General features: G+C 62.4%; 23 protein-coding genes. 14 read left to right on the top strand and 9 right to left on the bottom strand.

What is annotated here, in order from left to right; translation table 11 throughout:
* Positions 1-1,308, top strand: a complete 1,308-nt coding sequence (deoA, locus tag A7X77_RS03170; protein ID WP_064681535.1) for a thymidine phosphorylase — start codon at positions 1-3, stop codon at positions 1,306-1,308.
* Positions 1,309-1,314: 6 nt separating this feature from the next.
* Here deoA and A7X77_RS03165 read toward each other — a convergent pair whose 3' ends face one another.
* From A7X77_RS03165 to A7X77_RS03135, 7 genes are all read right to left on the bottom strand, one after another.
* Positions 1,315-1,884 carry a TIGR02281 family clan AA aspartic protease gene (locus A7X77_RS03165; protein ID WP_064681534.1) on the bottom strand — a complete coding sequence of 190 codons (570 nt, stop codon included), beginning with the start codon at positions 1,882-1,884 and terminating at the stop codon, positions 1,315-1,317.
* A gap of 126 nt (positions 1,885-2,010) precedes the next feature.
* The gene (upp, locus tag A7X77_RS03160; protein ID WP_064681533.1) at positions 2,011-2,640 is read right to left on the bottom strand and encodes a uracil phosphoribosyltransferase; all 630 of its coding nucleotides are present in this window, start codon (positions 2,638-2,640) and stop codon (positions 2,011-2,013) included.
* Positions 2,641-2,771: 131 nt separating this feature from the next.
* The gene (locus A7X77_RS03155; protein WP_064681532.1) at positions 2,772-3,740 is read right to left on the bottom strand and encodes an adenosine deaminase; all 969 of its coding nucleotides are present in this window, start codon (positions 3,738-3,740) and stop codon (positions 2,772-2,774) included.
* Positions 3,737-4,957, bottom strand: a complete 1,221-nt coding sequence (locus A7X77_RS03150; RefSeq protein ID WP_064681531.1) for a phosphopentomutase — start codon at positions 4,955-4,957, stop codon at positions 3,737-3,739. The genes A7X77_RS03155 and A7X77_RS03150 overlap by 4 nt, the downstream gene beginning before the upstream one ends.
* 103 nt (positions 4,958-5,060) lie before the next feature.
* The gene (locus tag A7X77_RS03145; RefSeq protein WP_064681530.1) at positions 5,061-5,642 is read right to left on the bottom strand and encodes a TadE/TadG family type IV pilus assembly protein; all 582 of its coding nucleotides are present in this window, start codon (positions 5,640-5,642) and stop codon (positions 5,061-5,063) included.
* A complete protein-coding gene (locus A7X77_RS03140; RefSeq protein WP_064681529.1) occupies positions 5,642-6,277 on the bottom strand; it encodes a TadE/TadG family type IV pilus assembly protein in 636 nt (211 codons plus the stop codon). Before A7X77_RS03140 ends, A7X77_RS03145 begins: the two co-directional genes overlap by 1 nt.
* A gap of 109 nt (positions 6,278-6,386) precedes the next feature.
* Complete coding sequence (locus A7X77_RS03135; RefSeq protein ID WP_064681528.1) at positions 6,387-6,797, bottom strand: pilus assembly protein N-terminal domain-containing protein; 411 nt, start codon at positions 6,795-6,797, stop codon at positions 6,387-6,389.
* Positions 6,798-7,174: 377 nt separating this feature from the next.
* On the opposite strand from A7X77_RS03135, the gene A7X77_RS03130 reads away from it, so the two are divergent.
* From A7X77_RS03130 to A7X77_RS03085, 10 genes are all read left to right on the top strand, one after another.
* A complete protein-coding gene (locus A7X77_RS03130; protein WP_064681527.1) occupies positions 7,175-7,360 on the top strand; it encodes a Flp family type IVb pilin in 186 nt (61 codons plus the stop codon).
* Between the two features lie 115 nt (positions 7,361-7,475).
* Entirely contained in the window at positions 7,476-7,988 is a 513-nt protein-coding gene (locus tag A7X77_RS03125) for an A24 family peptidase (protein WP_064681706.1), read from the top strand.
* A gap of 110 nt (positions 7,989-8,098) precedes the next feature.
* Positions 8,099-8,914 carry a Flp pilus assembly protein CpaB gene (gene cpaB / locus A7X77_RS03120; protein WP_064681526.1) on the top strand — a complete coding sequence of 272 codons (816 nt, stop codon included), beginning with the start codon at positions 8,099-8,101 and terminating at the stop codon, positions 8,912-8,914.
* 12 nt (positions 8,915-8,926) lie between these two features.
* Positions 8,927-10,426: a type II and III secretion system protein family protein gene (locus A7X77_RS03115; protein WP_064681525.1), complete on the top strand. Its 1,500-nt coding sequence runs from the start codon at positions 8,927-8,929 to the stop codon at positions 10,424-10,426.
* Positions 10,423-11,181: a CpaD family pilus assembly protein gene (locus A7X77_RS03110; RefSeq protein WP_064681524.1), complete on the top strand. Its 759-nt coding sequence runs from the start codon at positions 10,423-10,425 to the stop codon at positions 11,179-11,181. The genes A7X77_RS03115 and A7X77_RS03110 overlap by 4 nt, the downstream gene beginning before the upstream one ends.
* A 14-nt stretch (positions 11,182-11,195) precedes the next feature.
* Complete coding sequence (locus tag A7X77_RS03105) at positions 11,196-12,473, top strand: AAA family ATPase (RefSeq protein ID WP_064681523.1); 1,278 nt, start codon at positions 11,196-11,198, stop codon at positions 12,471-12,473.
* A 30-nt stretch (positions 12,474-12,503) separates the two neighbouring features.
* A complete protein-coding gene (locus A7X77_RS03100) occupies positions 12,504-13,988 on the top strand; it encodes a CpaF family protein (RefSeq protein WP_064681522.1) in 1,485 nt (494 codons plus the stop codon).
* 4 nt (positions 13,989-13,992) lie between these two features.
* Entirely contained in the window at positions 13,993-15,000 is a 1,008-nt protein-coding gene (locus A7X77_RS03095) for a type II secretion system F family protein (RefSeq protein ID WP_064681521.1), read from the top strand.
* A 14-nt stretch (positions 15,001-15,014) separates the two neighbouring features.
* Positions 15,015-16,001 carry a type II secretion system F family protein gene (locus A7X77_RS03090; RefSeq protein ID WP_064681520.1) on the top strand — a complete coding sequence of 329 codons (987 nt, stop codon included), beginning with the start codon at positions 15,015-15,017 and terminating at the stop codon, positions 15,999-16,001.
* 131 nt (positions 16,002-16,132) lie between these two features.
* Positions 16,133-16,765, top strand: a complete 633-nt coding sequence (locus tag A7X77_RS03085) for a LysE family translocator (protein WP_064681519.1) — start codon at positions 16,133-16,135, stop codon at positions 16,763-16,765.
* A 7-nt stretch (positions 16,766-16,772) separates the two neighbouring features.
* Here A7X77_RS03085 and A7X77_RS03080 read toward each other — a convergent pair whose 3' ends face one another.
* Positions 16,773-17,609, bottom strand: coding sequence for a tetratricopeptide repeat protein (locus tag A7X77_RS03080; protein WP_064681518.1), 837 nt, complete (start codon positions 17,607-17,609; stop codon positions 16,773-16,775).
* Between the two features lie 142 nt (positions 17,610-17,751).
* On the opposite strand from A7X77_RS03080, the gene A7X77_RS03075 reads away from it, so the two are divergent.
* The 3 genes from A7X77_RS03075 (at position 17,752) to A7X77_RS03065 (ending at position 20,640) form a co-directional block, all read left to right on the top strand.
* Positions 17,752-19,143, top strand: a complete 1,392-nt coding sequence (locus A7X77_RS03075; RefSeq protein WP_064681517.1) for a leucyl aminopeptidase family protein — start codon at positions 17,752-17,754, stop codon at positions 19,141-19,143.
* 264 nt (positions 19,144-19,407) lie between these two features.
* Positions 19,408-19,758, top strand: a complete 351-nt coding sequence (locus A7X77_RS03070; protein ID WP_064681516.1) for a MarR family transcriptional regulator — start codon at positions 19,408-19,410, stop codon at positions 19,756-19,758.
* Between the two features lie 24 nt (positions 19,759-19,782).
* Complete coding sequence (locus tag A7X77_RS03065) at positions 19,783-20,640, top strand: NlpC/P60 family protein (RefSeq protein WP_064681515.1); 858 nt, start codon at positions 19,783-19,785, stop codon at positions 20,638-20,640.
* Here the strand turns inward: A7X77_RS03065 and A7X77_RS03060 are convergent.
* Complete coding sequence (locus A7X77_RS03060) at positions 20,633-22,024, bottom strand: amidase (protein ID WP_064681705.1); 1,392 nt, start codon at positions 22,022-22,024, stop codon at positions 20,633-20,635. The two genes, A7X77_RS03065 and A7X77_RS03060, sit on opposite strands and share 8 nt — an antisense overlap.
* Between the last annotated feature and the right edge of the window lie 19 nt (positions 22,025-22,043).

Here is a 22,043-nt window from a genome sequence, read left to right as displayed (position 1 = left end):
ATGATCCCGCAGGAGCTCATCCGGCGTAAGCGCGACGGCGGCGAACTCGACGCTGCCGAGATCCGATCTTTCATCGATGCGCTTGCCGCCGGTCGATTGTCCGAAAGCCAGATCGGGGCCTTTGCCATGGCCGTCTGGTTCAAGGGCATGTCGCGGGCTGAAATCGTCGCCTTGACGCTGGCGATGGCCGATTCCGGCGATCGGCTGCAATGGGCCGATATCGACCGTCCGATTGCCGACAAACATTCGACGGGAGGCGTCGGCGACAACGTTTCGCTGATGCTGGCGCCGATCGCCGCCGCCTGCGGCCTTGCTGTTCCGATGATATCAGGCCGCGGCCTCGGCCATACCGGCGGCACGCTCGATAAGCTCGAATCCATTCCCGGCTATATGATCACCCCGGAGGCGGATCTGTTTCACCAAGTGGTCAAACAGGCAGGATGCGCCATCATCGGCCAGACCGGCGCCTTGGCGCCTGCCGACGGCCGGCTCTATGCCGTGCGCGATGTGACCGCCACCGTCGATTCCATTCCCTTGATCACCGCCTCCATCCTCTCCAAAAAACTTGCCGCTGGTCTTCAGACGCTGGTTCTCGATGTCAAGGTCGGCAACGGCGCCTTCATGGCTGAGCGCGATCAGGCGGAAATTCTGGCACGGTCGCTGGTCGAGGTGGCGAATGGCGCGGGCGTGAAGACCTCGGCACTGATCACCGACATGAACGAGCCGCTCGCCGATAGCGCCGGCAATTCCGTCGAGATGCGCAACTGCCTGGATTTCCTGGCCGGCAGGAAGGGGAATACGCGGCTCGAGACCGTCGTTTTTGCCTTCGCGGCCGAGATGCTGGAGAAATCGGGCATTGCCGCCTCGGCTGAGGAAGGCGAGTCAATGGCGCGCCGGGCCCTGTCGTCGGGCAAGGCAGGCGAGGTTTTTGCGCGCATGGTTTCCATGCTCGGCGGCCCGGCCGATCTCATCGAAAACCCCGACAAATACCTGGCCCGAGCGCCGGTCGAAAAGCCTGTCCCGGCTGCCCGGTCCGGCTGGCTTGCCGCCTGCGACGCCCGTGGTATCGGTGTCAGCGTCATCGATCTCGGTGGCGGAAGACGCCATCCTGCGGATCGGATCGACCACCGCGTCGGCTTCTCCGAACTGCTGCCGCTCGGCACCCGCGTGAATGCCGGCGAGCCGATCGCCCTCGTTCATGCCGCCGACGAAGCCGCGGCGGAGAGGGCAGCCGCAGCACTTGCCACGCACTACCTTATCACCGAGGATGAGCCGGTGCTGAACCCCGTCATTGGGGGTCTTATCTGACGCATTCTATTGCTTGAGGCTGAGCGAGCCGTCAGCGACGGAATAGGAGGCGAGCTTCTGCAGGAAGCTCATACCGACCAGCGTCGTCGTCAGCGCGTCATCCTTGAGGACGAAGGCTTCGACATCGCGGACGCGGATGCCGCCGATTTCGATCCGGTCGAGCGTCACATGCGCGGCCTTGGTCTGGCCGTTCGCGGTGTTGACACCATAGCGGAAATCGAGCTGGTTGGCTGTGAAGCCCAGCCGGCGCGCGAGCGTCTCGTTGAGCGCGACATAGGTGGCGCCGGTATCGATCAGGCCTTGCACCGGCTTGCCGTTGATCTTGAAACTGCCGGTATAGTGGCCCTGCGCATCCGCCTGCAGCCGGATCACATTGCTGCCGGAGACGGGTGCGGGGGCTGCGGGCTTACTGCTTTCGGTCGAGATGTAATTGGCGGAAAGAGTGTCGGCGGACTGTTGGCCGGTGCCGGCGAAGAAGGACGGTACCTGTGTGGCGAGCACCGCGGCGATGCTGGCGAATATGATCGTACGCACGAGCATGAAACAGAAATCCTTCCTGTATAAACCCCGCTTCATGCGGGGCCTCATGCTTCCAGACTGCTAAGCCGCAAGTGCTGATAAGTTGCTAATATCGGCAGGAAAACGGCCCGAGGCGAACCGCCGGGCCGTTAAACTCTTTCGATTTGGTAAAGGAAGGCTGAATTACTTGGTGCCGTACATGCGGTCGCCGGCGTCGCCGAGGCCGGGCACGATATAGCCCTTCTCGTTGAGGTGGCTGTCGATCGCCGCGGTGAAGACGGGAACGTCGGGATGCGCGGCGCGGAAATTGCGGATGCCCTCCGGGGCGGCAAGCAGGCAGAGGAAGCGGATATTGTGGGCGCCGCGTTCCTTCAGCTTGTCGATCGCCGCGATCGAGGAGTTGCCGGTCGCCAGCATCGGGTCGACGACGACGATCAGGCGCTCGGCCACATCTTCCGGCGCTTTGAAATAATACTCGACCGGCTGCAGCGTTTCGTGATCGCGGTAGACGCCGATATGAGAGACGCGGGCGGAAGGCACCAGGTCGAGCATGCCTTCAAGCAGCCCGTTGCCGGCACGCAGGATCGAGGCGAAGACCAGCTTCTTGCCTTCTAGGATCGGCGATTCCATCGTCTGTAGCGGCGTCTCGATCGTTGCCATCGTCAATTCGAGATCGCGGGTGACCTCGTAACAGAGCAGCGTGGAGATTTCCCGCAGCAGCCGCCGGAAACTTCCCGTCGATGTCTCCTTGCGCCGCATGATGGTGAGCTTGTGCTGCACAAGCGGGTGATCGATGACCGTGACGCCGTCCATGGGGAAGCCTTTCATTCTTTCTATCGAATGTTTCTTTCACGGAAATCGGGCCGACCGCAAGAGTGCAGCCGAATTTGCGCCGATCTTCCCCAACCTCCGGAGCCTTTCCTGGTCAGGACAGGCTCTCACTCTCAAAGGCGGGCGAGCAGAGCCCTCCGCGTGTCCTCGTCGACGAAGGCCGCTTCGATTGCGGTGCGCGTCATGGCGTCGATCTCCGCATCGCCGAAGCCGAAAGCTTCAGCGGCAAGCGCATACTCCCGTTCGAGCGACGTATCAAAGAAAGGCGGATCATCCGAGCTGATCGTCACCTGCACGCCCGCTTCCTTCAGCCGGCGCAGCGGATGCGAAGCGAAATCGGGAAAGACCCGCAATGCAATATTGGAGCCGGGGCAGATCTCGAGCACGGTGCCGAGATCGGCAAGCCGCTTCACCAGATCGAGATCTTCGACGGCGCGCACGCCATGGCCGATGCGCGCGGGGCGCACGGCATCAAGTGCATCGGCGACGCTGAAGGCGCCGCAAACCTCGCCGGCATGGATGGTGAGCCCCAGGCCGGCATCGCGGGCGATATCGAAGGCGCGGGCATAATCGGCCACGCGGCCCATGCGCTCTTCGCCGGCAAGATTGAAACCGGTGATCAACGGGTTGCCGGCCTTGGCGGCATATTCGGCAGCCGCAATCACGCTCTCCGGACCGAAATGCCGCTCGCCGGTGACGATCAGCCGGGCCTCGATGCCGCTCTTTTCCCGAGCGCGCCGGATGCCTTCGCAGACACCCGCTATATAGGCATCGGCGCCGAGCCCGATGCGTTTGCCGTGATCGGGTGAGACGATGAGTTCGCTGTAGATGGTGTTGATGGCGGCCAGTTCATCGAGATAGGTTTCGGTCAGAAGCGCATAGTCCTCCTCGGTCCTGTAGACCTCCGAAACCTTGTCGTAGCATTCGAGGAAACTTGCGAAATCATGCCAGACATAGGCGCCGTCGCGAAGCTGCCCGCTGATGTCGATGCCGTATTTCCGCGCTTGCGCTTCGGTCAGGGCAGGGGGTGCAGCGCCCTCAAGGTGGCAATGCAGCTCGACCTTCTTCAAATGCGATGTCACAGAAAACTCCTCCCATGCGGCCCGGCCGGAATGCCGAGATGGCGCGCAATGCTTTCGCCGATATCGGAGTAGGTGCGGCGTACGCCTATCGAACGCGACCGGATGCCGGGGCCATAGGCGATAACAGGCACGCGTTCGCGCGTATGGTCGGTGCCGCGCCAGGTCGGATCGCAGCCATGGTCGGCGGTGAGCACGACAAGATCGCCGGGCTTCAGCTTCTTGTGGACTTCGGGCAGGCGCGCATCGAAGGCTTCGAGGGCTGCGGCATAACCCGGCACGTCGCGGCGATGGCCGTAATTCATGTCGAAATCGACGAAATTGGTGAAGACGAGATCGCCGTCCTCCGCCTCGTCGATCGCCGACAACGTCGCATCCATCAGTGCCTCGTTGCCGTTTGCCTTGATCAGCCTGGAAATGCCCTGATGGGCAAAGATGTCGCCGATCTTTCCCACAGCATGCACATGCCGGCCGTGCTCGAGCAGCCGGTCGAGCAGCGTCGGCTCCGGTGGCAGCACGGAGAAGTCGCGCCGGTTTCCGGTGCGTTGAAAGGTGGAAGCCGAATGGCCGACGAATGGCCGGGCGATGACGCGGCCAATATTGTAGGGATCGAGCAGTCCCCGAGCGATACGGCAGAAGGCGAGCAGCCGATCGAGGCCGAAATGCAGCTCGTGCGCTGCGACCTGGAAGACCGAATCCGAAGAGGTGTAGCAGATCGGCTTGCCGGTGCGGATATGGTCCTCGCCGAGCCGGGCGATGATATCAGTTCCCGAGGCGTGGCAATTGCCAAGAATGCCCGGCACGTCAGCCTCCCGGCACAGCGCCTCGATCAATTGCTGAGGGAAGGCCTCGCCCTCGGTCGGGAAATACCCCCAGTCGAAGCTGACCGGCGTGCCGGCGATCTCCCAATGGCCGGACGGCGTATCCTTGCCGCGCGAGATTTCGCTGGCGGCGCCATAAACGCCGTAAACCTTGTCCGGGACTGGCATGCCGGCGGGGAAACGGCCGGAGGCGGACCGTGCGATGTGCATCAATCCCAGTTCCGACATGTTGGGCAAGGAAAGCGGCCCGCCGCGCAATCCGTCGCGATCGCCGGCGCCGGCTGCACAGAATTCCGCGATGTGACCGAGCGTATCGGCACCCTCGTCGCCATAGGCCGCCGCATCCGGCGCGCCGCCGACGCCGAAGGAATCCAGAACGAAGAGAAAGGCACGCGCCATGTTACACCCGAAAGACCGATCACCCCTCCGGTAGGTCGGAAGCGGCTAAGGCCCAGGCATATAATGCCGCGGCCGGCTTGGCAAATTCGAGATCGCGAAGCCGTCAGCAGTCGCCGCAGGGGATCGAATCGCCTTGCCGCTGGCGGTAGAAATAGCTGCGGCTGATGGTGATCGTGCGCATCCCATCCGGCATGAAGTTCGGCGCGAACAGGAACATTGTATAGGGAATGCTGAGTTCGCTGCGGACGAGGAAGCTGTTGGCCGTCTTCATGTCCGAGGGTATGTCGCTGACCGCGCCGTTCTTGGCATAGGGCACGCTCCCGTCCTGCGCCCAGGACCAGAGCACCGTCGCATTGGCGCTGGCGTCGATGGTAATCCCGGTGATCTTCAGCGTCAGCGATGACGAGTTGTAGGGCACGAAGATCGCGGTTGCGACCGAACGCATCTCTGCGAGCGTGCTCTTCGTGACGGATTGCTGCTGGGTGACAAGATCGGCGATCGAACCGGCGGCGCGGGTTGCGCGCTTGGAGACGCTGAGGCCGATCGTGATCTCGAAAGCGCCGATATAGAGCATGACCAGCACGGGAAAGAGGATCGCGAACTCGATCGCGCCGGCGCCCTGGCGCTTTCGGATCAGCCGCCGCGCCGTCAGCGCCAGTCTGGTGAATGGGTTGCGCAACGCCATTATGGATACTGCTCGTTCTGGAAGGCCGCGGTCGCGATAATCAGATATTGCGTTGGCATCGAACCGTCGGAGGGACGGATCGTCGTGATGTAGGGCCGGACCAGATCCGTGATGATTTCCCAGCGATAATAGGCGCGCAGCATGTTGATCGTGCCGGCGCCGCCGGGCGAATATTTCATGGCCGCCGTGTTGATGTCGGAATATCTGTCGGTGGAGAGTTTGGGGATTGTCGTCGGAATGGCCGAGAAGGCGGCGAAGGTCTGCACATCCAGGTAGAGCTTGCTCGGCGTGGCGGCCTCGGTCGCCGAGCAGCTGATCAGGATCGCGATCTCGCCGCAGAAGGCCTGACGGAATTGCGTTTGAGTCATATCGGTCGTACGGCCGAGATTGTAAGTGATCTGCCCGGTCCGCATCCGGCGGCTCATCGTATCGACGGCATTGGAGACGAGTTCTTCGGCGGCGAAAGCGATGAAGGTTTCGAGGATCGCGAAGATTACGACGAAATATGGGATGGCAAGCAGGGCGAATTCGATCGCCGCGGCGCCGTCGCGCGAGCGGACGGCAGCGCGAAACTGGAAAAAACGGAATGGCGCGAAGGCGCGCTTCCCATCCGTCTTCTGATCAACTACCGTCATTGCCTGGACCCGAGCGACATCTACCTTCCACACTAGGGTCCGTTCGTTGATTTTCCGTTTCAGTCCGATACGACGATTTTAACGAATGTGAAGATCTGCGCCTGGCCGATCAAGGGGACGTGGTGCCGCCGGCCGCCTGCTGAGCGTGCTGCTCGCAGTTCGGCGTGCAGGACAGCACGGAGCGCTCTGTCAGCCGGTAGACGCGCACCGTGTTGCCCTCATCGATCGACACCAGGATGCGCTCGTCGAGGATGGCGTTGCCGTCGGCGTCCAGCAGAACGAGATTGGTCGTGCCGAAGCTGCGTCCTGTCAGGACGATCGTCTTGGCATCGGCCACGGTCGCGTCGGCGACCTTGGCATTGCCGACGATCACCTTGCTGACGGGGCGGTCGAGCTTCAACACGCGCGCGTGATCCATATAGACGCGCAGCATGTCATCGTCTGCGGCCGCGGAAACTCCCGAAACACCGAAAACGGCGATCATGCCGGCAAAGAAAATGGATTTGCCGCTCGATGACATTTGGTCCTCTTTCACGATCACAGCGCAATAGCGCATAGAATGGAAAAGAATGGTGAATGAAGCTTTAAACTCACCCAGTTGTTTCGAGGTGAGGCAGGATGATCTGATTTGGCACGCGCTCCGGGCGGCACACGTCTCAGTTGGATACGGCTCCCGTGCTATTTCCAGATGAAACCCGTCGTTACCCAGGAATATTGTTAAATATTTAGAGAAATGAATAAGGTAATACTTACCCTAAAGCGGGCTCTTATTGCCTTCACACCTCGTTAACTCTTTTTCTTAAGCCGATGGAAACGCCCATTCATTAGATTGCGGTCATCCGATCAACGGCAACAGTTGGCGGACGTGCTGAACATCAACTGGAGTTAGGAGTAACCATGACCAAGCTTTTTAGCCGTTTTCTGAAGGACGAATCCGGCGCGACCGCAATCGAATACGGCCTGATCGCCGCCCTCATTTCCGTCGCGCTCATCACCGGCGCAACGAGCCTCGGCGGCAAGATCGGCAACACGTTCAACGGCCTGAGCACCAAGATGGACGGCGCCACTTCGGCGGCCAACTAAGCGAGTTGCCGCAACGCGGCATCTCCCATTCCGGCCGGTGGCTGGTCTATCGAGCGGGCTCACGCGCTGTACGGCCGTGAGCCTTTTTCGTATCTTACGATGATCGGGTATGCGCATGATCGCAGCTGCAGTCTTTCTAATTCTGCCACTCTGCCTCGCCATGGCGGCCTTCACGGATCTGTTCACCATGACGATCCCGAACCGCGTTTCCCTGATCCTTATCGTCTCGTTTCTCGTGCTCGCGCCGCTTTCCGGCCTGGGCCTAGCGGCAATCGGCATGCATCTTGCCGCTGCCGCTATCGTGCTTGCCACCTGTTTTGCGCTTTTTGCATTCAATGTGATGGGCGGTGGAGACGCCAAGCTTCTGACCGCCACCGCGCTCTGGTTCGGCCTGAACCAATCCCTCGCCCTGCTGATGACCGACGTCGCCATGATCGGCGGTCTCATCACCTTGCTTATCCTGCTGGTGAGAACCCAGTCGAACACCATTCTCGCCATCGGCCTGCCGCTGCCTAACTCGGTGCTGCTCGCCAAGAAGATCCCTTACGGCATCGCGATCGCGATCGGCGGCTTCATGGCCTTCCCATCCTCGCCGCTCTTCATCGCCGCGCTGGAAAGCCTGAAATAACGGCATTTTAAATGCCCGTTAACTTAAAATGTAAGGGTTCCATTAACCATAATTATACCAATTGCTGAGCATTCTGCAGGGCGAACATATCGTGCCTTGAGGAATGATCGATGAAACCGGCCCGCCTGATAATCCTAGCTGTCGCCCTGGTGGCAGCCGGCCTCGCCGGCTTCCTGGCGATGCAAATGGCGAGCAGTGGCAGTGTCGTCACCCAGGTCCAGTCGGTCATCGAGAAAGAACCCACCGTCAACATCCTCGTCTCGAGCGCCAATCTGCCGGTTGGCGCAAGGCTGGGCGACGACACGGTGCATTGGATGGCCTGGCCGAAGGGCGGCGTCGTCCAGGGATTCATCACCGAAGCCGACAAGCCGGATGCGATCAAGGATCTGCAGGGCGCCGTCGTGCGTCTGCCGATCTTCGAAGGCGAGCCGATCCGGCCTGAAAAAGTCGCCGATTCCAGCAGCCGTATTCTGTCCTCGCTGTTGCCGGCCGGCAAACGCGCCGTCGCGACCGAGATATCCGTGGCAACAGGCGCCGGCGGCTTCATCCTGCCGAACGACCGCGTCGACGTCATCATGGTCCGCAAGGGCACCGAGGCCAACAAGCTCATCACAGAAACGGTGCTCAGCAATGTCCGCGTTCTCGCCATCGACCAGCAGATCCAGGAAAAGGATGATGGCTCGAAGGCCGTGGTCGGCACCACTGCGACGCTCGAGCTTACGCCCGATCAAACGAAGGTTCTCGCCGTCGCCCAGCAGATGGCCGACCGGCTGTCGCTCGCGCTGCGCTCGGTCGCCGATGCGCAGGAGCAGGATACCAGTGCCGCCGACTACCTGCTGAGCGGTGACAACGGCAGTGCGATCATTCAGGTCATCAAGTCGGGCTCCATCGTAACGGATGCCGGCGAAGCGCCGAAGCCGGAGTAAGGGGACGTGCAAATGGGCAATTCAACGCGGCGCGCCAAGCTTCTCCTGACAGGCAGTCTTTCGTTTGCGATCAGCGTCACCGGCCTGGCGCCAGCCCCTTTCGGGCCGCTTCTCGCCCTCGATCAGGCGCGTGCCGATTCTGGTAACCTCATCCGCATCGCGCAGACCGGCCCCGACGCGCATCGTCGGCTGAAGCTCGGACTGAACAAGGCCGTCGTCGTTGATCTGCCGGAGGATGCGCACGATATTCTCGTATCCGATCCGAGCATGGCCGATGCCGTCACCCGTACCTCGCGGCGCATCTATCTGTTCGGCAAGAAGGTCGGTCAGACGAATATTTTTGTCTTCGGCGCCGGCGGGCAGGAGATCATCAATCTCGATATCGAGATCGAACGCGACGTCTCCGGTCTCGAAGCCAATCTCCGCCGCTTCATTCCTGATTCCGCCATCAATGTCGAAATCGTCTCCGACAACATCGTCCTGACCGGCTCCGTGCGCACCCCGCAGGACGCCACCCAGGCCGCCGATCTCGCCCAGGTCTTCCTGAAGGGCGGCGAGGCGACGACCAGAACGGAGACGGCGTCCGGTACCGGCGGCGACAGCGCCGTGGCGCTCTTTGCCGAAGGCCGGCAGACTTCCCAGGTCGTTAACCTGCTGAAGATCGAGGGTGAGGACCAGGTCACCCTCAAGGTGACGATCGCCGAGGTCCGTCGTGAGGTCCTGAAGCAGCTCGGCTTCGACAACCTGGTTTCCAATTCCTCCGGCATGACGGTCGCCCAGCTCGGCACTCCCAGTGCCGACGGCGCGACGGCGACGGTTGGCGGCGGCCTGGCGGCACTCTTCAAGAGCTCGATCGGCAAATACGATATCTCCACCTATCTCAATGCGCTGGAGCAGGCCAAGGTCGTCAGGACGCTTGCCGAGCCGACGCTGACGGCTATCTCGGGCCAGGCGGCGACCTTCAATTCCGGCGGCCAGCAGCTTTATTCGACCACCGACAGCGACGGCAATGTCACCGTCGTGCCCTTCAATTATGGTATCAACCTGGCCTTCAAGCCGGTTGTCCTGTCGTCGGGCCGCATCAGCCTGGAGATCAAGACCAACGTCTCCGAGCCGGTGGCCGGCAGCGGCAACGCCACCTATCAGCGCCGTTCGGCAGAGACCTCGGTGGAGCTGCCCTCGGGCGGCTCGATCGCGCTCGCCGGCCTCATCCGCGACAACGTTTCCCAGACGATGGGCGGCACGCCCGGCGTTTCGAAGATTCCGCTGCTCGGAACGCTGTTCCGCCAGAAGGGCTTCGAACGTCAGGAAACCGAGCTCGTCATCATCGCAACGCCCTATCTGGTGCGTCCGGTGGCGCGCAACCAGCTGAACCGGCCGGACGACAATTTCAGCCCCGAGAATGACGGTGCGACCTTCTTCCTCAACCGTGTCAACAAGGTCTATGGCCGCCGAGAGGCACCCGTCGCCGATGCGCAGTTCCACGGCTCGATCGGGTTTATCTACAAATGAGTGGAGAGGCATCGGCAGCAATGGCACAGAACAGAGATCAGGCGATGGCCTTCATGACTTCGACGACCCCCCGGCTCGCAATCTCCAAGGCGCTTTTCGTCACGGTCGCCGTTTCGATGGCGATTCTTTCCGGATGCGCCGGCCCGCACGACCAGCTGACAACCGGCGGCATTCCGGATGATTACCGTGCCCGCCACCCGATCATCGTCACAGAGGCCGAGCAGACGGTGGATATTCCGGTTGCTTCCACCGATCGGCGTCTGACCATCGCTCAGCGCGATCTCATCCGCGGCTTTGCCGCAAACTATATCTCCCGCGCCTCCGGCCCGGTGTATGTATTGTCGCCGGAAGGCTCGCCGAATTCGGCAGCCGCCCATCAGCTGCGCAATCAGGTCCGCGCCGAGTTGGCGTCGAGGGGGATCGCGAGCTCGAAAATCATCAATACATCCTATGCCGCTGCCGGTGCCGGCGATGCGGCGCCGATCCGGCTGAGCTTCACCGGCACGACTGCGGTCACCACGCAATGCGGTCAGTGGCCGAAGGACATCTCGAACGATTTCGCCAATCAGAATTACTATAATTTCGGCTGCGCCTCGCAGAACAACCTTGCCGCCCAGATCGCCAATCCGGAGGACCTGGTGGCGCCTCGCGGCATGACGCCGATCGACGCGCAGCGGCGCAACAACGCGATCCAGGAATACCGGACGACGACATCGACGATCGAGGATGTCGCCGGCAGCGACAGCAGTTTCTGAGGCGGAACGGGACGATGAGCGCCATCGAATACGAGATCAAGAACCCCAGCGAGCTTCGTCACGCCGAGGAGGCAGTGCGCATGGCGGATCTGGAATACATGCGGCCACTGCCGCGCATCTCGGTCCATGCCTTCTGCGAGAGCGAGGCCCTGCAGCAGGTCATGGAACGCTGCGCTAATGACCGGCGCATGGCGAAGGTCAGCCTGCGCATCACCAGCGGCGGCATCGCCGCTGCCGCCAATATGTTCTCCGGCGCGCCGACGCCGAACCTCATCATCCTCGAGACCAAGGCGAATGTCGGAAGCCTCCTTGCCGAGCTCGCCCCGCTCGCCGCCGTCTGCGATCCAACCACCAAGGTCGTCATCGTCGGCTACTATAACGATATCGGACTGTATCGCGAGCTGATCCGCAACGGCATTTCCGAATACATGGTCCAGCCGGTGGCCATGCCCGATATCCTTGCGGCGATGGCTTCGATCTTCGTCGATCCGGAGGCCGAGCCGCTCGGGCGCAGCATTGCCTTCATCGGCTCGAAAGGCGGCACCGGCGCTTCGACGATCGCCCATAATTGCGCTTTCGGCATTTCCAATCTCTTCTCCACCGAGACGATCCTCGCCGATCTCGACCTGCCCTACGGCACGGCGAATATCGACTTCGACCAGGATCCGGCCCAGGGCATCGCCGAAGCGGTCTTCGCGCCCGAGCGTCTCGACGAGGTCTTCCTCGACCGCCTGCTGACGAAATGTTCCGAGCATCTGTCGCTGCTCGCCGCACCCTCGCTGCTCGACCGCGCCTATGATTTCGACGGCCAGGCCTTCCAGCCGGTGCTCGACGTCCTGCAGCGCAGCGCCCCGGTCACCGTGCTCGACGTTCCGCATGCATGGTCGGAATGGACCCGGTCGGTGCTGGCGAGCGTCGACGAGGTGGTCATCGCGGCCGTTCCCGATCTTGCCAACCTGCGCAACACCAAAAACATGCTGGATGCGCTGCGCAAGATGCGGCCGAATGACAAGCCGCCGCATCTCATCCTCAATCAGGTCGGCATGCCGAAACGTCCCGAGATCTCGCCGTCGGATTTCTGTGAGCCTTTGGAGATCGATCCGATCGCGATCATCCCCTTCGACATCAACCTCTTCGGCAACGCCGCCAACAGCGGCCGGATGATCTCGGAAGTCGATCCCAGGTCGCCGACGGCTGAGACCTTTTCGCAAATATCGCACGTTGTCACCGGCCGGGTCGCGATCAGGAAGGCGAAGAAAGGAGGCCTGCTGGGCCTCCTGAAGCGCAAGTAACGACAAGAACGAGCAGATTGGATCGAGGGCATGTTTGGAAAACGCGGAAACGAAGGTTTCGGAAAGGCTGGGGGCGCGGTCGCTCCTCCGCCGCCGGCTCCGGCCGCGCCCGCACCCGCACCCGTGGCTTCCTCTCCCTCCATTCTGGTCGAACCCTCGCGCGAGAACCAGCGCCAGCAGGTGACGCCGCCGCCGATGCAGGCGCCTCAGCGCAAGCGGCCGATCCGCACCGATGAATATTACGATACCAAACAGCAGGTCTTTTCTGCACTGATCGACACGATCGATCTCTCGCAGCTTTCCAAGCTCGACGGCGAAAGCGCGCGCGAGGAGATCCGCGACATCGTCAACGACATCATCACCATCAAGAACTTCGCGATGTCGATCTCCGAGCAGGAAGAGCTGCTCGAAGATATCTGCAACGACGTCCTCGGCTACGGCCCGCTGGAGCCGCTGCTGGCGCGCGACGACATCGCCGACATCATGGTCAATGGCGCCGGCCAGACCTTCATCGAAGTCGGCGGCAAGACGATCGAATCGGAAATCCGTTTTCGCGACAACGCGCAGCTTCTTTCCATCTGCCAGCGCATTGTCAGCCAGGTCGGCCGCCGCGTTGATGAATCGAGCCCGATCTGCGACGCGCGCCTGCCCGATGGCTCGCGCGTCAACGTCATCGCGCCGCCGCTGTCGATCGACGGGCCGGCGCTCACCATCCGCAAGTTCAAGAAGGACAAGCTGACGCTTGATCAGCTCGTCCGTTTCGGCGCGATTACGCCGGAAGGCGCGACCGTGCTGCAAATCATCGGGCGGGTGCGCTGCAACGTCATCATCTCCGGCGGCACGGGCTCGGGAAAGACGACGCTTCTGAATTGCCTCACCAATTATATCGACCGCGACGAGCGCGTCATCACCTGCGAGGACACCGCCGAACTGCAGCTGCAGCAGCCGCATGTCGTGCGTCTGGAAACGCGCCCGCCGAATATCGAAGGCGAGGGCGAGATCACTATGCGCGATCTCGTCAAGAACTGCCTGCGTATGCGTCCCGAGCGCATCATCGTCGGCGAAGTGCGCGGACCCGAGGTTTTCGACCTGCTGCAGGCGATGAACACCGGTCACGACGGCTCGATGGGCACGATCCACGCCAACACCCCGCGCGAATGCCTGAGCCGTATCGAATCGATGATCGCCATGGGCGGCTTCACGCTGCCGGCAAAGACGGTGCGCGAGATCATCTCCACTTCGGTCGACGTCATCATCCAGGCGGCGCGCCTTCGTGACGGCTCGCGCCGCATCACCCAGATCACCGAGGTGATCGGCATGGAAGGCGACGTCATCATCACCCAGGATCTGATGCGCTACGAGATCGAAGGCGAAGATGCGGGCGGCCGCCTGATCGGCCGGCACATGTCGACCGGCGTCGGAAAACCGCATTTCTGGGATCGGGCTCGTTACTTCAACGAGGAAAAGCGCCTGGCCGCCGCCCTCGACGCGATGGAAGCGAAAACCAAGGATTAGGCTGATGTTCGGGTTCGATCCGGTAGTCCTGGCAATCGTCGTCCTCGCCGCAGTTTCCGCGGCGGCGGTCGCCTATGCCCTGATGTTTTCCCGGATCGAAGCGGACAAAAAATCGGCAAGCCGCATCAATCGTGTGAAATCGGCAGAGGTCGACCGGGTCAAGGTCAAGGCTGCCCGGGACCGCGTGCAGGAACTGTCGAAGCGGCGCAAATCGGTGCAGGACAATCTGAAGGACCTGGAAAAGCGTCAGAACGAAAAGACCAAGAAGACCCTGTCGATCAAATCGCGTCTGGTGCAGGCCGGCCTGACGGTCAGCCTGTCGCAGTTCTATCTCTTCAGCGCCGTCTTCGCCTCTGTTCTGCTGCTTGTGGCTTTCGTCCTCGGCGCATCCCTGCTGGTCATGATCGGCATTGCCGTCGTTGCCGGTCTCGGCCTGCCGCGCTGGGTTCTCGGCTTCCTGATCAAGCGCCGCCAGAACAAATTCCTCAACGAGCTCCCCAATGCCCTCGACGTTATCACCCGCTCGATCAAGTCAGGTCTGCCGCTCAACGATGCGATCCGGCTGATCGGAACCGAAGGCACCGAGCCGGTCAAGAGTGAGTTCCGGCGGGTAATCGAGGCGCAGCAGGTGGGCCTCAGCATTCCCGACGCCTGCGCCCGCATGACGCTCCACATGCCGCTCCAGGAGGTCAACTTCTTCGCGATCGTCATCGCCATTCAGTCGCAGGCGGGCGGCAATCTGTCGGAAGCGATCGGCAACCTCTCCAAGGTGCTGCGCGAGCGCCGGAAGATGAAGGCCAAGGTGTCGGCGCTGTCGATGGAAGCCAAGGCGTCGGCCGTCATCATCGGCGCGCTGCCCTTCATCGTCGCGACCCTCGTCTATCTCACTTCGCCGAACTACATGATGATCCTTTTTACCGATCCGCGCGGTCATTTCATCATGGGTGTCTCGGCGATCTGGATGTCGATCGGCATCTTCGTCATGCGCAACATGGTCAATTTTGACATCTAGCGGAAGGAAGCACCATGTCGCAGGACCTCGCCGCAACGCTGACCAACCCGGGCATGCTGATCGCCATCTTTGTCGCGATCGCCGTCTTCGCCACTTTCTACACGATCGCCATCCCCTTTTTCGAACGCGGCGATCTCACCAAGCGCATGAAGGCTGTTTCGACCGAGCGCGAGCAGATCCGCGCCCGCGAACGCGCCCGCATGAATACCGACCCGGCGGCCGGCAAGGCGTCGCTACGTAGCCAGAACAATCGCTCGGTCCGCCAGATCGTCGAGCGGTTCAACCTGCGCCAGGCGCTGGTCGACGAAAATACGGTCAACAAGCTGCGTGCCGCCGGTTTCCGATCGGAGAATGCGCTGAATACCTTCCTCGTCGCGCGCTTCCTGCTGCCCTTCCTCTTCCTGGCGCTTGCCGCCTTCTGGGTCTTCGGCCTCGGCAACCTCGCCGAAAGGGGCATGCCCATCCGCCTCTTCGCCGTCATCGGCATCGGCTATCTCGGCTTCTACGCACCGAACATCTATATCTCCAACCGCATGGGCAAGCGTCAGCATTCGATCAAGCGCGCCTGGCCGGATGCGTTGGACCTGATGCTGATCTGCGTCGAATCCGGTATCTCGATCGAGGCGGCGATGCGCCGCGTGTCGGAGGAACTTGGCGAGCAGTCGCCGCCGCTCGCCGAAGAGATGGTCCTGACGACGGCAGAGCTTTCCTTCCTGCCGGATCGCCGGGTGGCGCTCGAAAACCTTGCCACGCGCACTCAGATCGAACTGGTGCGCTCAGTCACCCAGGCGCTGATCCAGGCCGATCGCTACGGCACGCCGGTCGCCCAAGCGCTGCGCGTTCTCGCTCAGGAGGGGCGCGACGAGCGCATGAACGAGGCGGAAAAGAAGGCGGCCGCCCTGCCGCCGAAACTGACGGTGCCGATGATCCTGTTCTTCCTGCCGGTGCTGATCGCCGTCATTCTCGGCCCGGCCGGCATCCAGGTGGCGGACAAGTTCTGACGGGTGCGCAGACGATATGTCGTCCGTGCCCGCGACGGGCGCCGGCATAGCTGCTAAACGGGATGGACGATGATCGGCCGGCGCGGAGGCCGTGCGTCTCTGGCGCCTTCCATCCCGAAAGAGAGGTTCACATGTCTTCTCAGGGCATTTTCATCAGCATCATGGCAGCCCTGGTGGTCGGCGCCATGAGCCCCGGCCCGAGCTTCGTCATCGTCTCCAGGATCGCCATTTCACGGTCACGGCTGGACGGACTTGCGGCCGCGCTGGGCATGGGTGCCGGTGGTGTGGTGTTTGCCGTGCTGGCGCTCGCCGGGCTGACGGCGCTGCTATCTCAATTCGAATGGCTCTATATCCTGCTGAAGGTCGGAGGCGGCGCCTATCTCGTCTATATCGCCGTCAATATCTGGAAAGGCGCCGGTCGGCCGCTCGAGGTTTCCGACGCCGTCCATGGCCACCGCGCGCCGATGCGCAGCTTCACGACCGCGCTGCTGACCCAGCTCAGCAACCCGAAGACCATCATCGTCTATGCCAGCCTGTTTGCCGCGCTTTTGCCGAGGACGGTGCCGCTCGATCTCATCTTCGCGCTGCCGCTCGGTGTCTTTGCGGTGGAGGCGGGCTGGTATTCGATCGTGGCGTTCGCTTTTTCGGCCCGCCATCCGCGGCGGCTCTATCTCCATGCCAAAGGCTGGATCGACCGGGCCGCCGGCGCCGTCATGGGCGGCCTCGGTCTCCGTCTCATCCTTTCGGGCCTCAGCGCCCGTTGAACACGGTTTAGTTGGTATTGCTGCCGTCCGCCGTCGGCGTCTTGTCCTTGGCGGCGAGCTTCTGCCAGGAATTCTGCTGCGAGAGCATGCCCCTGAGATAGGCGACATTGGCATCGGCCTGCTGCGGCGAAAGTTCGCGCCGCGCGATCTGCTCGGCTTCCGGGAAACGTCCCTGCAGGCCGACGACGAGGGCAAGATTCTGCCTGACGCGGCTGTCGGCGTTCGGTTGGCCGGCGGCCGAGCGCAGATAGGTTTCGGCCGTGCGCAGGTCGCCGGTCAGCACGTAGGACATTCCGAGATTGGAGAGGATGGACGGTTCGTTCGGCTGAATGTCGAGCGCGTCGCGGTATCGCTGCCTGGCCTCGCTTGCCCGGCCCATCTGATCAAGGATCGCGCCTTGGGCCGAGATCAGCCTCCAGTCCGGACGATCCGGTGTCTGGGCCCGGCCGATCGTGTCGAGCGCCTGCTGGAACTGTCCGGCTGCCGCTTGCGCCTTGCCATAGGCCGCCAGCACGTTTCGGTCGCCGGGATTGGCGATCGCCACCTGCTGCATGACGGCGAGAGCCTGCGCGTCACGGCCGTTCATGCGCAGCAGATTGGCATAGTTGACGCCGGTGACGGGATCGCGCGGGTTCTTGTCATAGGCTTGGCCGAGCCGATCCGTTGCCGAGCGCAGCTCGGTCGCGTCCATCTCTTCGACCGGCTTGGTGAGTTTCGGCACCGAGCCTGTCGTCATCCGGTCCTTCGTGGTCGTCGAGCAGCCCGCCAGCGCAAGGACGATCAGCGACGCCGCGACGCCCTGCAGGAAGCGATTGGTGAATATGGTGGTGAGCGAGGCAGGCATGACGCGTTCCTGATTCCGAAATCGGCGCCTGACCTCGAACGCGGAACAGGGAAAGGTTTGACGCAATCTTCGCTCCAGCAATAGTCTGTTAACCCTAACAGACCGTTAAGGAGTGATTCCTGACGACCGCCGAAGGACAATCATGGCCCCCTATCAGTTCATCGAAAGACCGACCCCCTTCAACACGAAGGGCGGTTCGACGCTGCCGATCTTTGCCGTTACGCCCGCCCATATCGAGACCGGCACGATCGATCCGATCGCCCTCGACTGGGCGAAAAAGGCAGGGTTCAAGGCCGAGAGCGGATCGCTGCTGCTGATCCCGACCGCCGAAGGCCATCTCGGCGGCGCGCTTTTCGGCCTCGGTACGAACCCGTCCGAACAGCCCTATATCGCCGGCAGACTCGCGCGTGCGCTGCCGGCCGGCGACTGGCACATCGAGACCGCGCCGCTGACGGCAAATCGCCTAGCCCTCGGCTTCGGGCTCGGCAGCTACCGTTTCGACCGCTATAAATCGGAGAAATCTCCCGCCGCGACAATGCTCATTCCGAGCGATGCCGACGGCGCCGACATCAAGCGCCAGCTCGCCGGCGTCTTTCTCGCCCGCGATCTCATCAATACGCCGACGAACGACATGGGGCCGGACCAGCTCGAGGCGGCTTTCCGCGGCCTGGCTCAACATTACAAGGCGGAAGTATCGGTTATAACAGGTGACGCGCTGCTTGAGCAAAACTTCCCGCTTGTCCATACGGTCGGCCGCGCCAGCGCCGATGCGCCGCGTCTTCTCGAACTGCGCTGGGGCAAGAAGGGCCATCGCAAGGTGACGCTCGTCGGCAAGGGAGTCTGCTTCGATACCGGCGGTCTCGACATCAAGCCTGCTGCCTCGATGCTGCTGATGAAGAAGGACATGGGCGGCGCCGCCAACGTCATGGGCCTCGCCCTGATGATCATGGACGCCAAGCTGAAGGTCGATCTGCGTGTCATCGTCCCGGTCGTCGAAAACGCGATCTCCTCCAACGCCTTCCGCCCAGGCGATATTTATCGCAGCCGCAAGGGCCTCACCGTCCAGATCGACAATACCGACGCCGAAGGCCGCCTGATCCTGGCCGATGCGCTCGCCTATGCCGACGAGGAGGAGCCCGAGCTCTTGATCGACATGGCGACGCTGACCGGTGCCGCTCGCGTTGCGCTGGGTCCGGATCTTCCGCCGTTCTTCACAGACGACGCCAATCTGGCGCATGACCTGACCGAAGCGAGCCTGGAAACGGACGATCCGATCTGGCGCCTGCCGCTCTATGCCGGCTACGAAAAAGATATCCGCGCCAAATTCGCCGATCTCACCAATGCGCCGGCCGGCGGCATGGCGGGATCGATCACCGCCGCGCTCTTCCTCAAGCGTTTCGTCAGCAAGACGAAGAGCTGGGCGCATTTCGATATTTACGGCTGGGCCCAGTCTGAACGGCCGCATTCGCCGGGCGGCGGCGAAGCCCAGGCGATCCGAGCGCTCTTTCATCATATCCGCACGGGCCTGCGCTAGAGAATGATGCCGAAAAGTGTAAGCGGCTTTCGGACCGACATCATGCTCTAACTCTTTAATTGAGAAGAGGATTCAAATTTTAGGCCGATCGGGCCTAAAATCATCCCGTTCCAAGGCAGGCTGTCGGAAGCCGACCCAGCGCTGGGCAGAGGGCGATCGTTAAAATTTTATTCACCCTGCCGGACGGCAATTTCCAGCTACCCTTGCATGTCCATGGCAACTGCCGGAAAATGAAACGCTAGCGTAACGATTTCCGGAGGGGCCGTGCCGATCGAACTGACCGCCTCGCAGGCGCTGGGGCTCTGGCATGGCGTGGCGCTCGATCAGGTGCGCCTTGACGATCGCGATTTGACGTTGCGCCAGATGGCGATCCTGCTGCATGTTTATCTGGTGCCGCCGCCCCACACCGTGCGCGGGCTTGCCGCCACGCTCGGTGTCACCAAGCCGGTCATCACCCGCGCGCTGGACACGATGGGCGAGATGGGCCTGGTCGATCGCGTGCGTGACGATGCCGACCGGCGCAACGTCATCATCAAGCGCACCGTCGGCGGGGCGCTTTACCTGGAAAAACTCGGCGATCTCGTCCGGGAGCAAGGTCGCCGTCTGCCGATCTGAACGGGCGATCTGAAAGGAATGGGAATGACGATGTTCGACCGCCGCCTGCATGCCTATAGGCCCGATCTCGCGGAAGCAGAACTCGAAGGCAAGGTGGAGGCGTCGCGCTTCGTGGAAGGCGCCCCGGCGCGCGTCGCCGTTCCCGTCATTGCCTTGCGCCCCGAGCCGGCGCTTGCGCGCGGCATCGATACGGAGCTGCTCCTTGGCGAGCAGGTGACGGTTTTCGATCGCGCCGACGGCTGGTGCTGGGTGAAAGCCGCTTCGGACGATTATGTCGGTTATCTAACCGCAGACGCGCTCTCGCAAATTGACCCGGCACCGACCCATATCGTCACCGTGGCGCGCACCTTCCTCTACCCGGAGCCCGAACTGCGCAAGCCGCACCTGACGACGCTTTCGATGGGAAGCCGCATTCACGTCGCCGGCGAGGCGGAAGTGCGGGGCAATCATTATGTCGTGCTCGAGGATGGAACCGCGATCTTCGCCCGGCACGTCCAGCCGATCGGCGCTTGCGACGGTGCCGATTATGTCGAGATCGCCTCCCGGTTCCTGGAGACCCCCTATCTCTGGGGCGGGCGCTCCGGTCTCGGCATCGATTGCTCCGGCCTCGTCCAGCTTGCGATGCTGATGACCGGCCGACAGGCGCCGCGTGATACCGACATGCAGGCAGCCGGCCTCGGCGAAGCGATCGATCGTACTGAAATCCGTCGCGGTGACCTGGTGTTCTGGAAGGGCCATGTGGCGATTTTCGAGGATCCGCAGACCATCCTTCATGCCAATGGTCGCAGCATGACGGTGGCGCGCGAGAATTTCGAGGCCGCCGTCGAGCGCATCGGCTCGCTCTACCAACAGCCGACCGGTTATCGCCGCCCATTCAAGTGACTGGTGGCTGCGGCCAGGCGCTCACGCCGCCCGTCCAGTCTTCGAAGGCTCTCGACAGCCTGAGGACCCGCATGTCGTCGAAGCGTGGTCCGACGATCTGCAGCCCGATCGGCATGCCCGACCGGGAGAAGCCGCAATTGATCGAGGCGGCCGGCTGTTCCGACATGTTCCATGGCACGGTGAAGGCGATGTGTTCGAACGGCCTTGCCGGATCGTTGGTCGGCGATGCCCATTCGGCCGGATAGGAAATGATCGGGTTGGTCGGCGAGAGCAGCGCGTCGATCATTGTGAACAGCTGTCCGCAGCTCCTGCGCATTTCGATCGTCTGGTTAAAGCCTCTGACCGCATCGACGCCGCTGACATCGGCGCCGGCCTTCGCCCAATCGCCTATGTAGGGCAGGATACTGTCGCGCCGCTCTTTCTCCAGGCCTGCTATATCGCTCCAGAGGCGGGCGCGCCAAAAACTGTCGAGCCCGTCAAGCATGGCGCGCGTCAGCACCGGTTGGACGGAAATGATGGTGGCGCCGGCCTTCTCGAAACCTTTTGCCGCCGCTTCGACCGCGCCCCCGATTTCGTCATCCACCGCAAGCCCGCAGCCGGCATCGAGCATCAGGCCGATCTTCATGCCTGACATGTCGATGTCGAGATCCATCCAGTTGAAATCGTTCGGCGGCAGGCTGGTGCCGTCGCGCCAGTCCGGCCGTGACAGCGTCGCCATGGAAAAGGCCGCATCCTCGACCCTGCGCGTCATCGGACCGAGGCAGCGCCCGACATAATAGGGATCGGCCGGGATGCGCCCATGGCTCGGCTTGTAGCCGAAGATGCCGGTCCAGCCGGCGGGCAGGCGCACCGAGCCGCCGATATCCGTGCCGATATGCAGCGGCCCGTAGCCGGCCGCCGCCGCGCCGGCGGCCCCGGCGCTCGATCCGCCGGGATTTTGCGTGATGTTCCAGGGATTGCGGCTGAGAGGATGAAAGCTCGAAAGGCCGGAGGAAAGCATGCCGTAATCGGGGCAGGTAGTCTTGGCGAAGATCACTGCGCCATCCTCGCGCAGCCGCGCGGCTGCCGGGGCATCGGCCTCCGCCGGTTTCAACTCCACCGCCTTGGTGCCGAACGGTACCGGCTGGCCCTTCGTGGCGATCAATTCCTTCAGCGTCACCGGAATGCCGTCGAGCGCGCCGAGCGGCCGTCCCTTCGCCCACCGCGCCGTCGATGCTTTCGCCTGCGAACGCGCCGCTTCCGGATCGTAGAGGTAGAGCGCTGAAATCGACGGCTCCCAGGCGGCGATATGGTCTTCGAGCGTCAGCCAATACTCGAGCGGCGAAAGGCTTTTATCGGCGAAGCGCCGTCTGAGTTCGCGGATGGTCAGATTGGCGTCGTTCATGGCCTCGGTCCTGGGCTTT

It is taken from the genome of Rhizobium bangladeshense, from assembly GCF_001662075.1.
Classification (GTDB): Bacteria; Pseudomonadota; Alphaproteobacteria; order Rhizobiales; family Rhizobiaceae; genus Rhizobium; species Rhizobium bangladeshense_B.
The sequence above is the reverse complement of the archived record's forward strand: the minus strand, read 5'-3'. Positions and strand labels throughout refer to the sequence as shown.

Bases quoted from the DNA above. Each gene is read 5' to 3' on its own strand.
- deoA (WP_064681535.1), top strand. From the start codon at position 1: ATGATCCCGCAGGAGCTCATCCGGCGTAAGCGCGACGGCGGCGAACTC.
- A7X77_RS03165 (WP_064681534.1), bottom strand. From the start codon at position 1,884: ATGAAGCGGGGTTTATACAGGAAGGATTTCTGTTTCATGCTCGTGCGT.
- upp (WP_064681533.1), bottom strand. From the start codon at position 2,640: ATGGACGGCGTCACGGTCATCGATCACCCGCTTGTGCAGCACAAGCTC.
- A7X77_RS03150 (WP_064681531.1), bottom strand. From the start codon at position 4,957: ATGGCGCGTGCCTTTCTCTTCGTTCTGGATTCCTTCGGCGTCGGCGGC.
- A7X77_RS03145 (WP_064681530.1), bottom strand. From the start codon at position 5,642: ATGGCGTTGCGCAACCCATTCACCAGACTGGCGCTGACGGCGCGGCGG.
- A7X77_RS03140 (WP_064681529.1), bottom strand. From the start codon at position 6,277: ATGACGGTAGTTGATCAGAAGACGGATGGGAAGCGCGCCTTCGCGCCA.
- A7X77_RS03135 (WP_064681528.1), bottom strand. From the start codon at position 6,797: ATGTCATCGAGCGGCAAATCCATTTTCTTTGCCGGCATGATCGCCGTT.
- A7X77_RS03130 (WP_064681527.1), top strand. From the start codon at position 7,175: ATGACCAAGCTTTTTAGCCGTTTTCTGAAGGACGAATCCGGCGCGACC.
- A7X77_RS03125 (WP_064681706.1), top strand. From the start codon at position 7,476: ATGATCGCAGCTGCAGTCTTTCTAATTCTGCCACTCTGCCTCGCCATG.
- cpaB (WP_064681526.1), top strand. From the start codon at position 8,099: ATGAAACCGGCCCGCCTGATAATCCTAGCTGTCGCCCTGGTGGCAGCC.
- A7X77_RS03115 (WP_064681525.1), top strand. From the start codon at position 8,927: ATGGGCAATTCAACGCGGCGCGCCAAGCTTCTCCTGACAGGCAGTCTT.
- A7X77_RS03110 (WP_064681524.1), top strand. From the start codon at position 10,423: ATGAGTGGAGAGGCATCGGCAGCAATGGCACAGAACAGAGATCAGGCG.
- A7X77_RS03105 (WP_064681523.1), top strand. From the start codon at position 11,196: ATGAGCGCCATCGAATACGAGATCAAGAACCCCAGCGAGCTTCGTCAC.
- A7X77_RS03100 (WP_064681522.1), top strand. From the start codon at position 12,504: ATGTTTGGAAAACGCGGAAACGAAGGTTTCGGAAAGGCTGGGGGCGCG.
- A7X77_RS03095 (WP_064681521.1), top strand. From the start codon at position 13,993: ATGTTCGGGTTCGATCCGGTAGTCCTGGCAATCGTCGTCCTCGCCGCA.
- A7X77_RS03090 (WP_064681520.1), top strand. From the start codon at position 15,015: ATGTCGCAGGACCTCGCCGCAACGCTGACCAACCCGGGCATGCTGATC.
- A7X77_RS03085 (WP_064681519.1), top strand. From the start codon at position 16,133: ATGTCTTCTCAGGGCATTTTCATCAGCATCATGGCAGCCCTGGTGGTC.
- A7X77_RS03080 (WP_064681518.1), bottom strand. From the start codon at position 17,609: ATGCCTGCCTCGCTCACCACCATATTCACCAATCGCTTCCTGCAGGGC.
- A7X77_RS03075 (WP_064681517.1), top strand. From the start codon at position 17,752: ATGGCCCCCTATCAGTTCATCGAAAGACCGACCCCCTTCAACACGAAG.
- A7X77_RS03065 (WP_064681515.1), top strand. From the start codon at position 19,783: ATGACGATGTTCGACCGCCGCCTGCATGCCTATAGGCCCGATCTCGCG.
- A7X77_RS03060 (WP_064681705.1), bottom strand. From the start codon at position 22,024: ATGAACGACGCCAATCTGACCATCCGCGAACTCAGACGGCGCTTCGCC.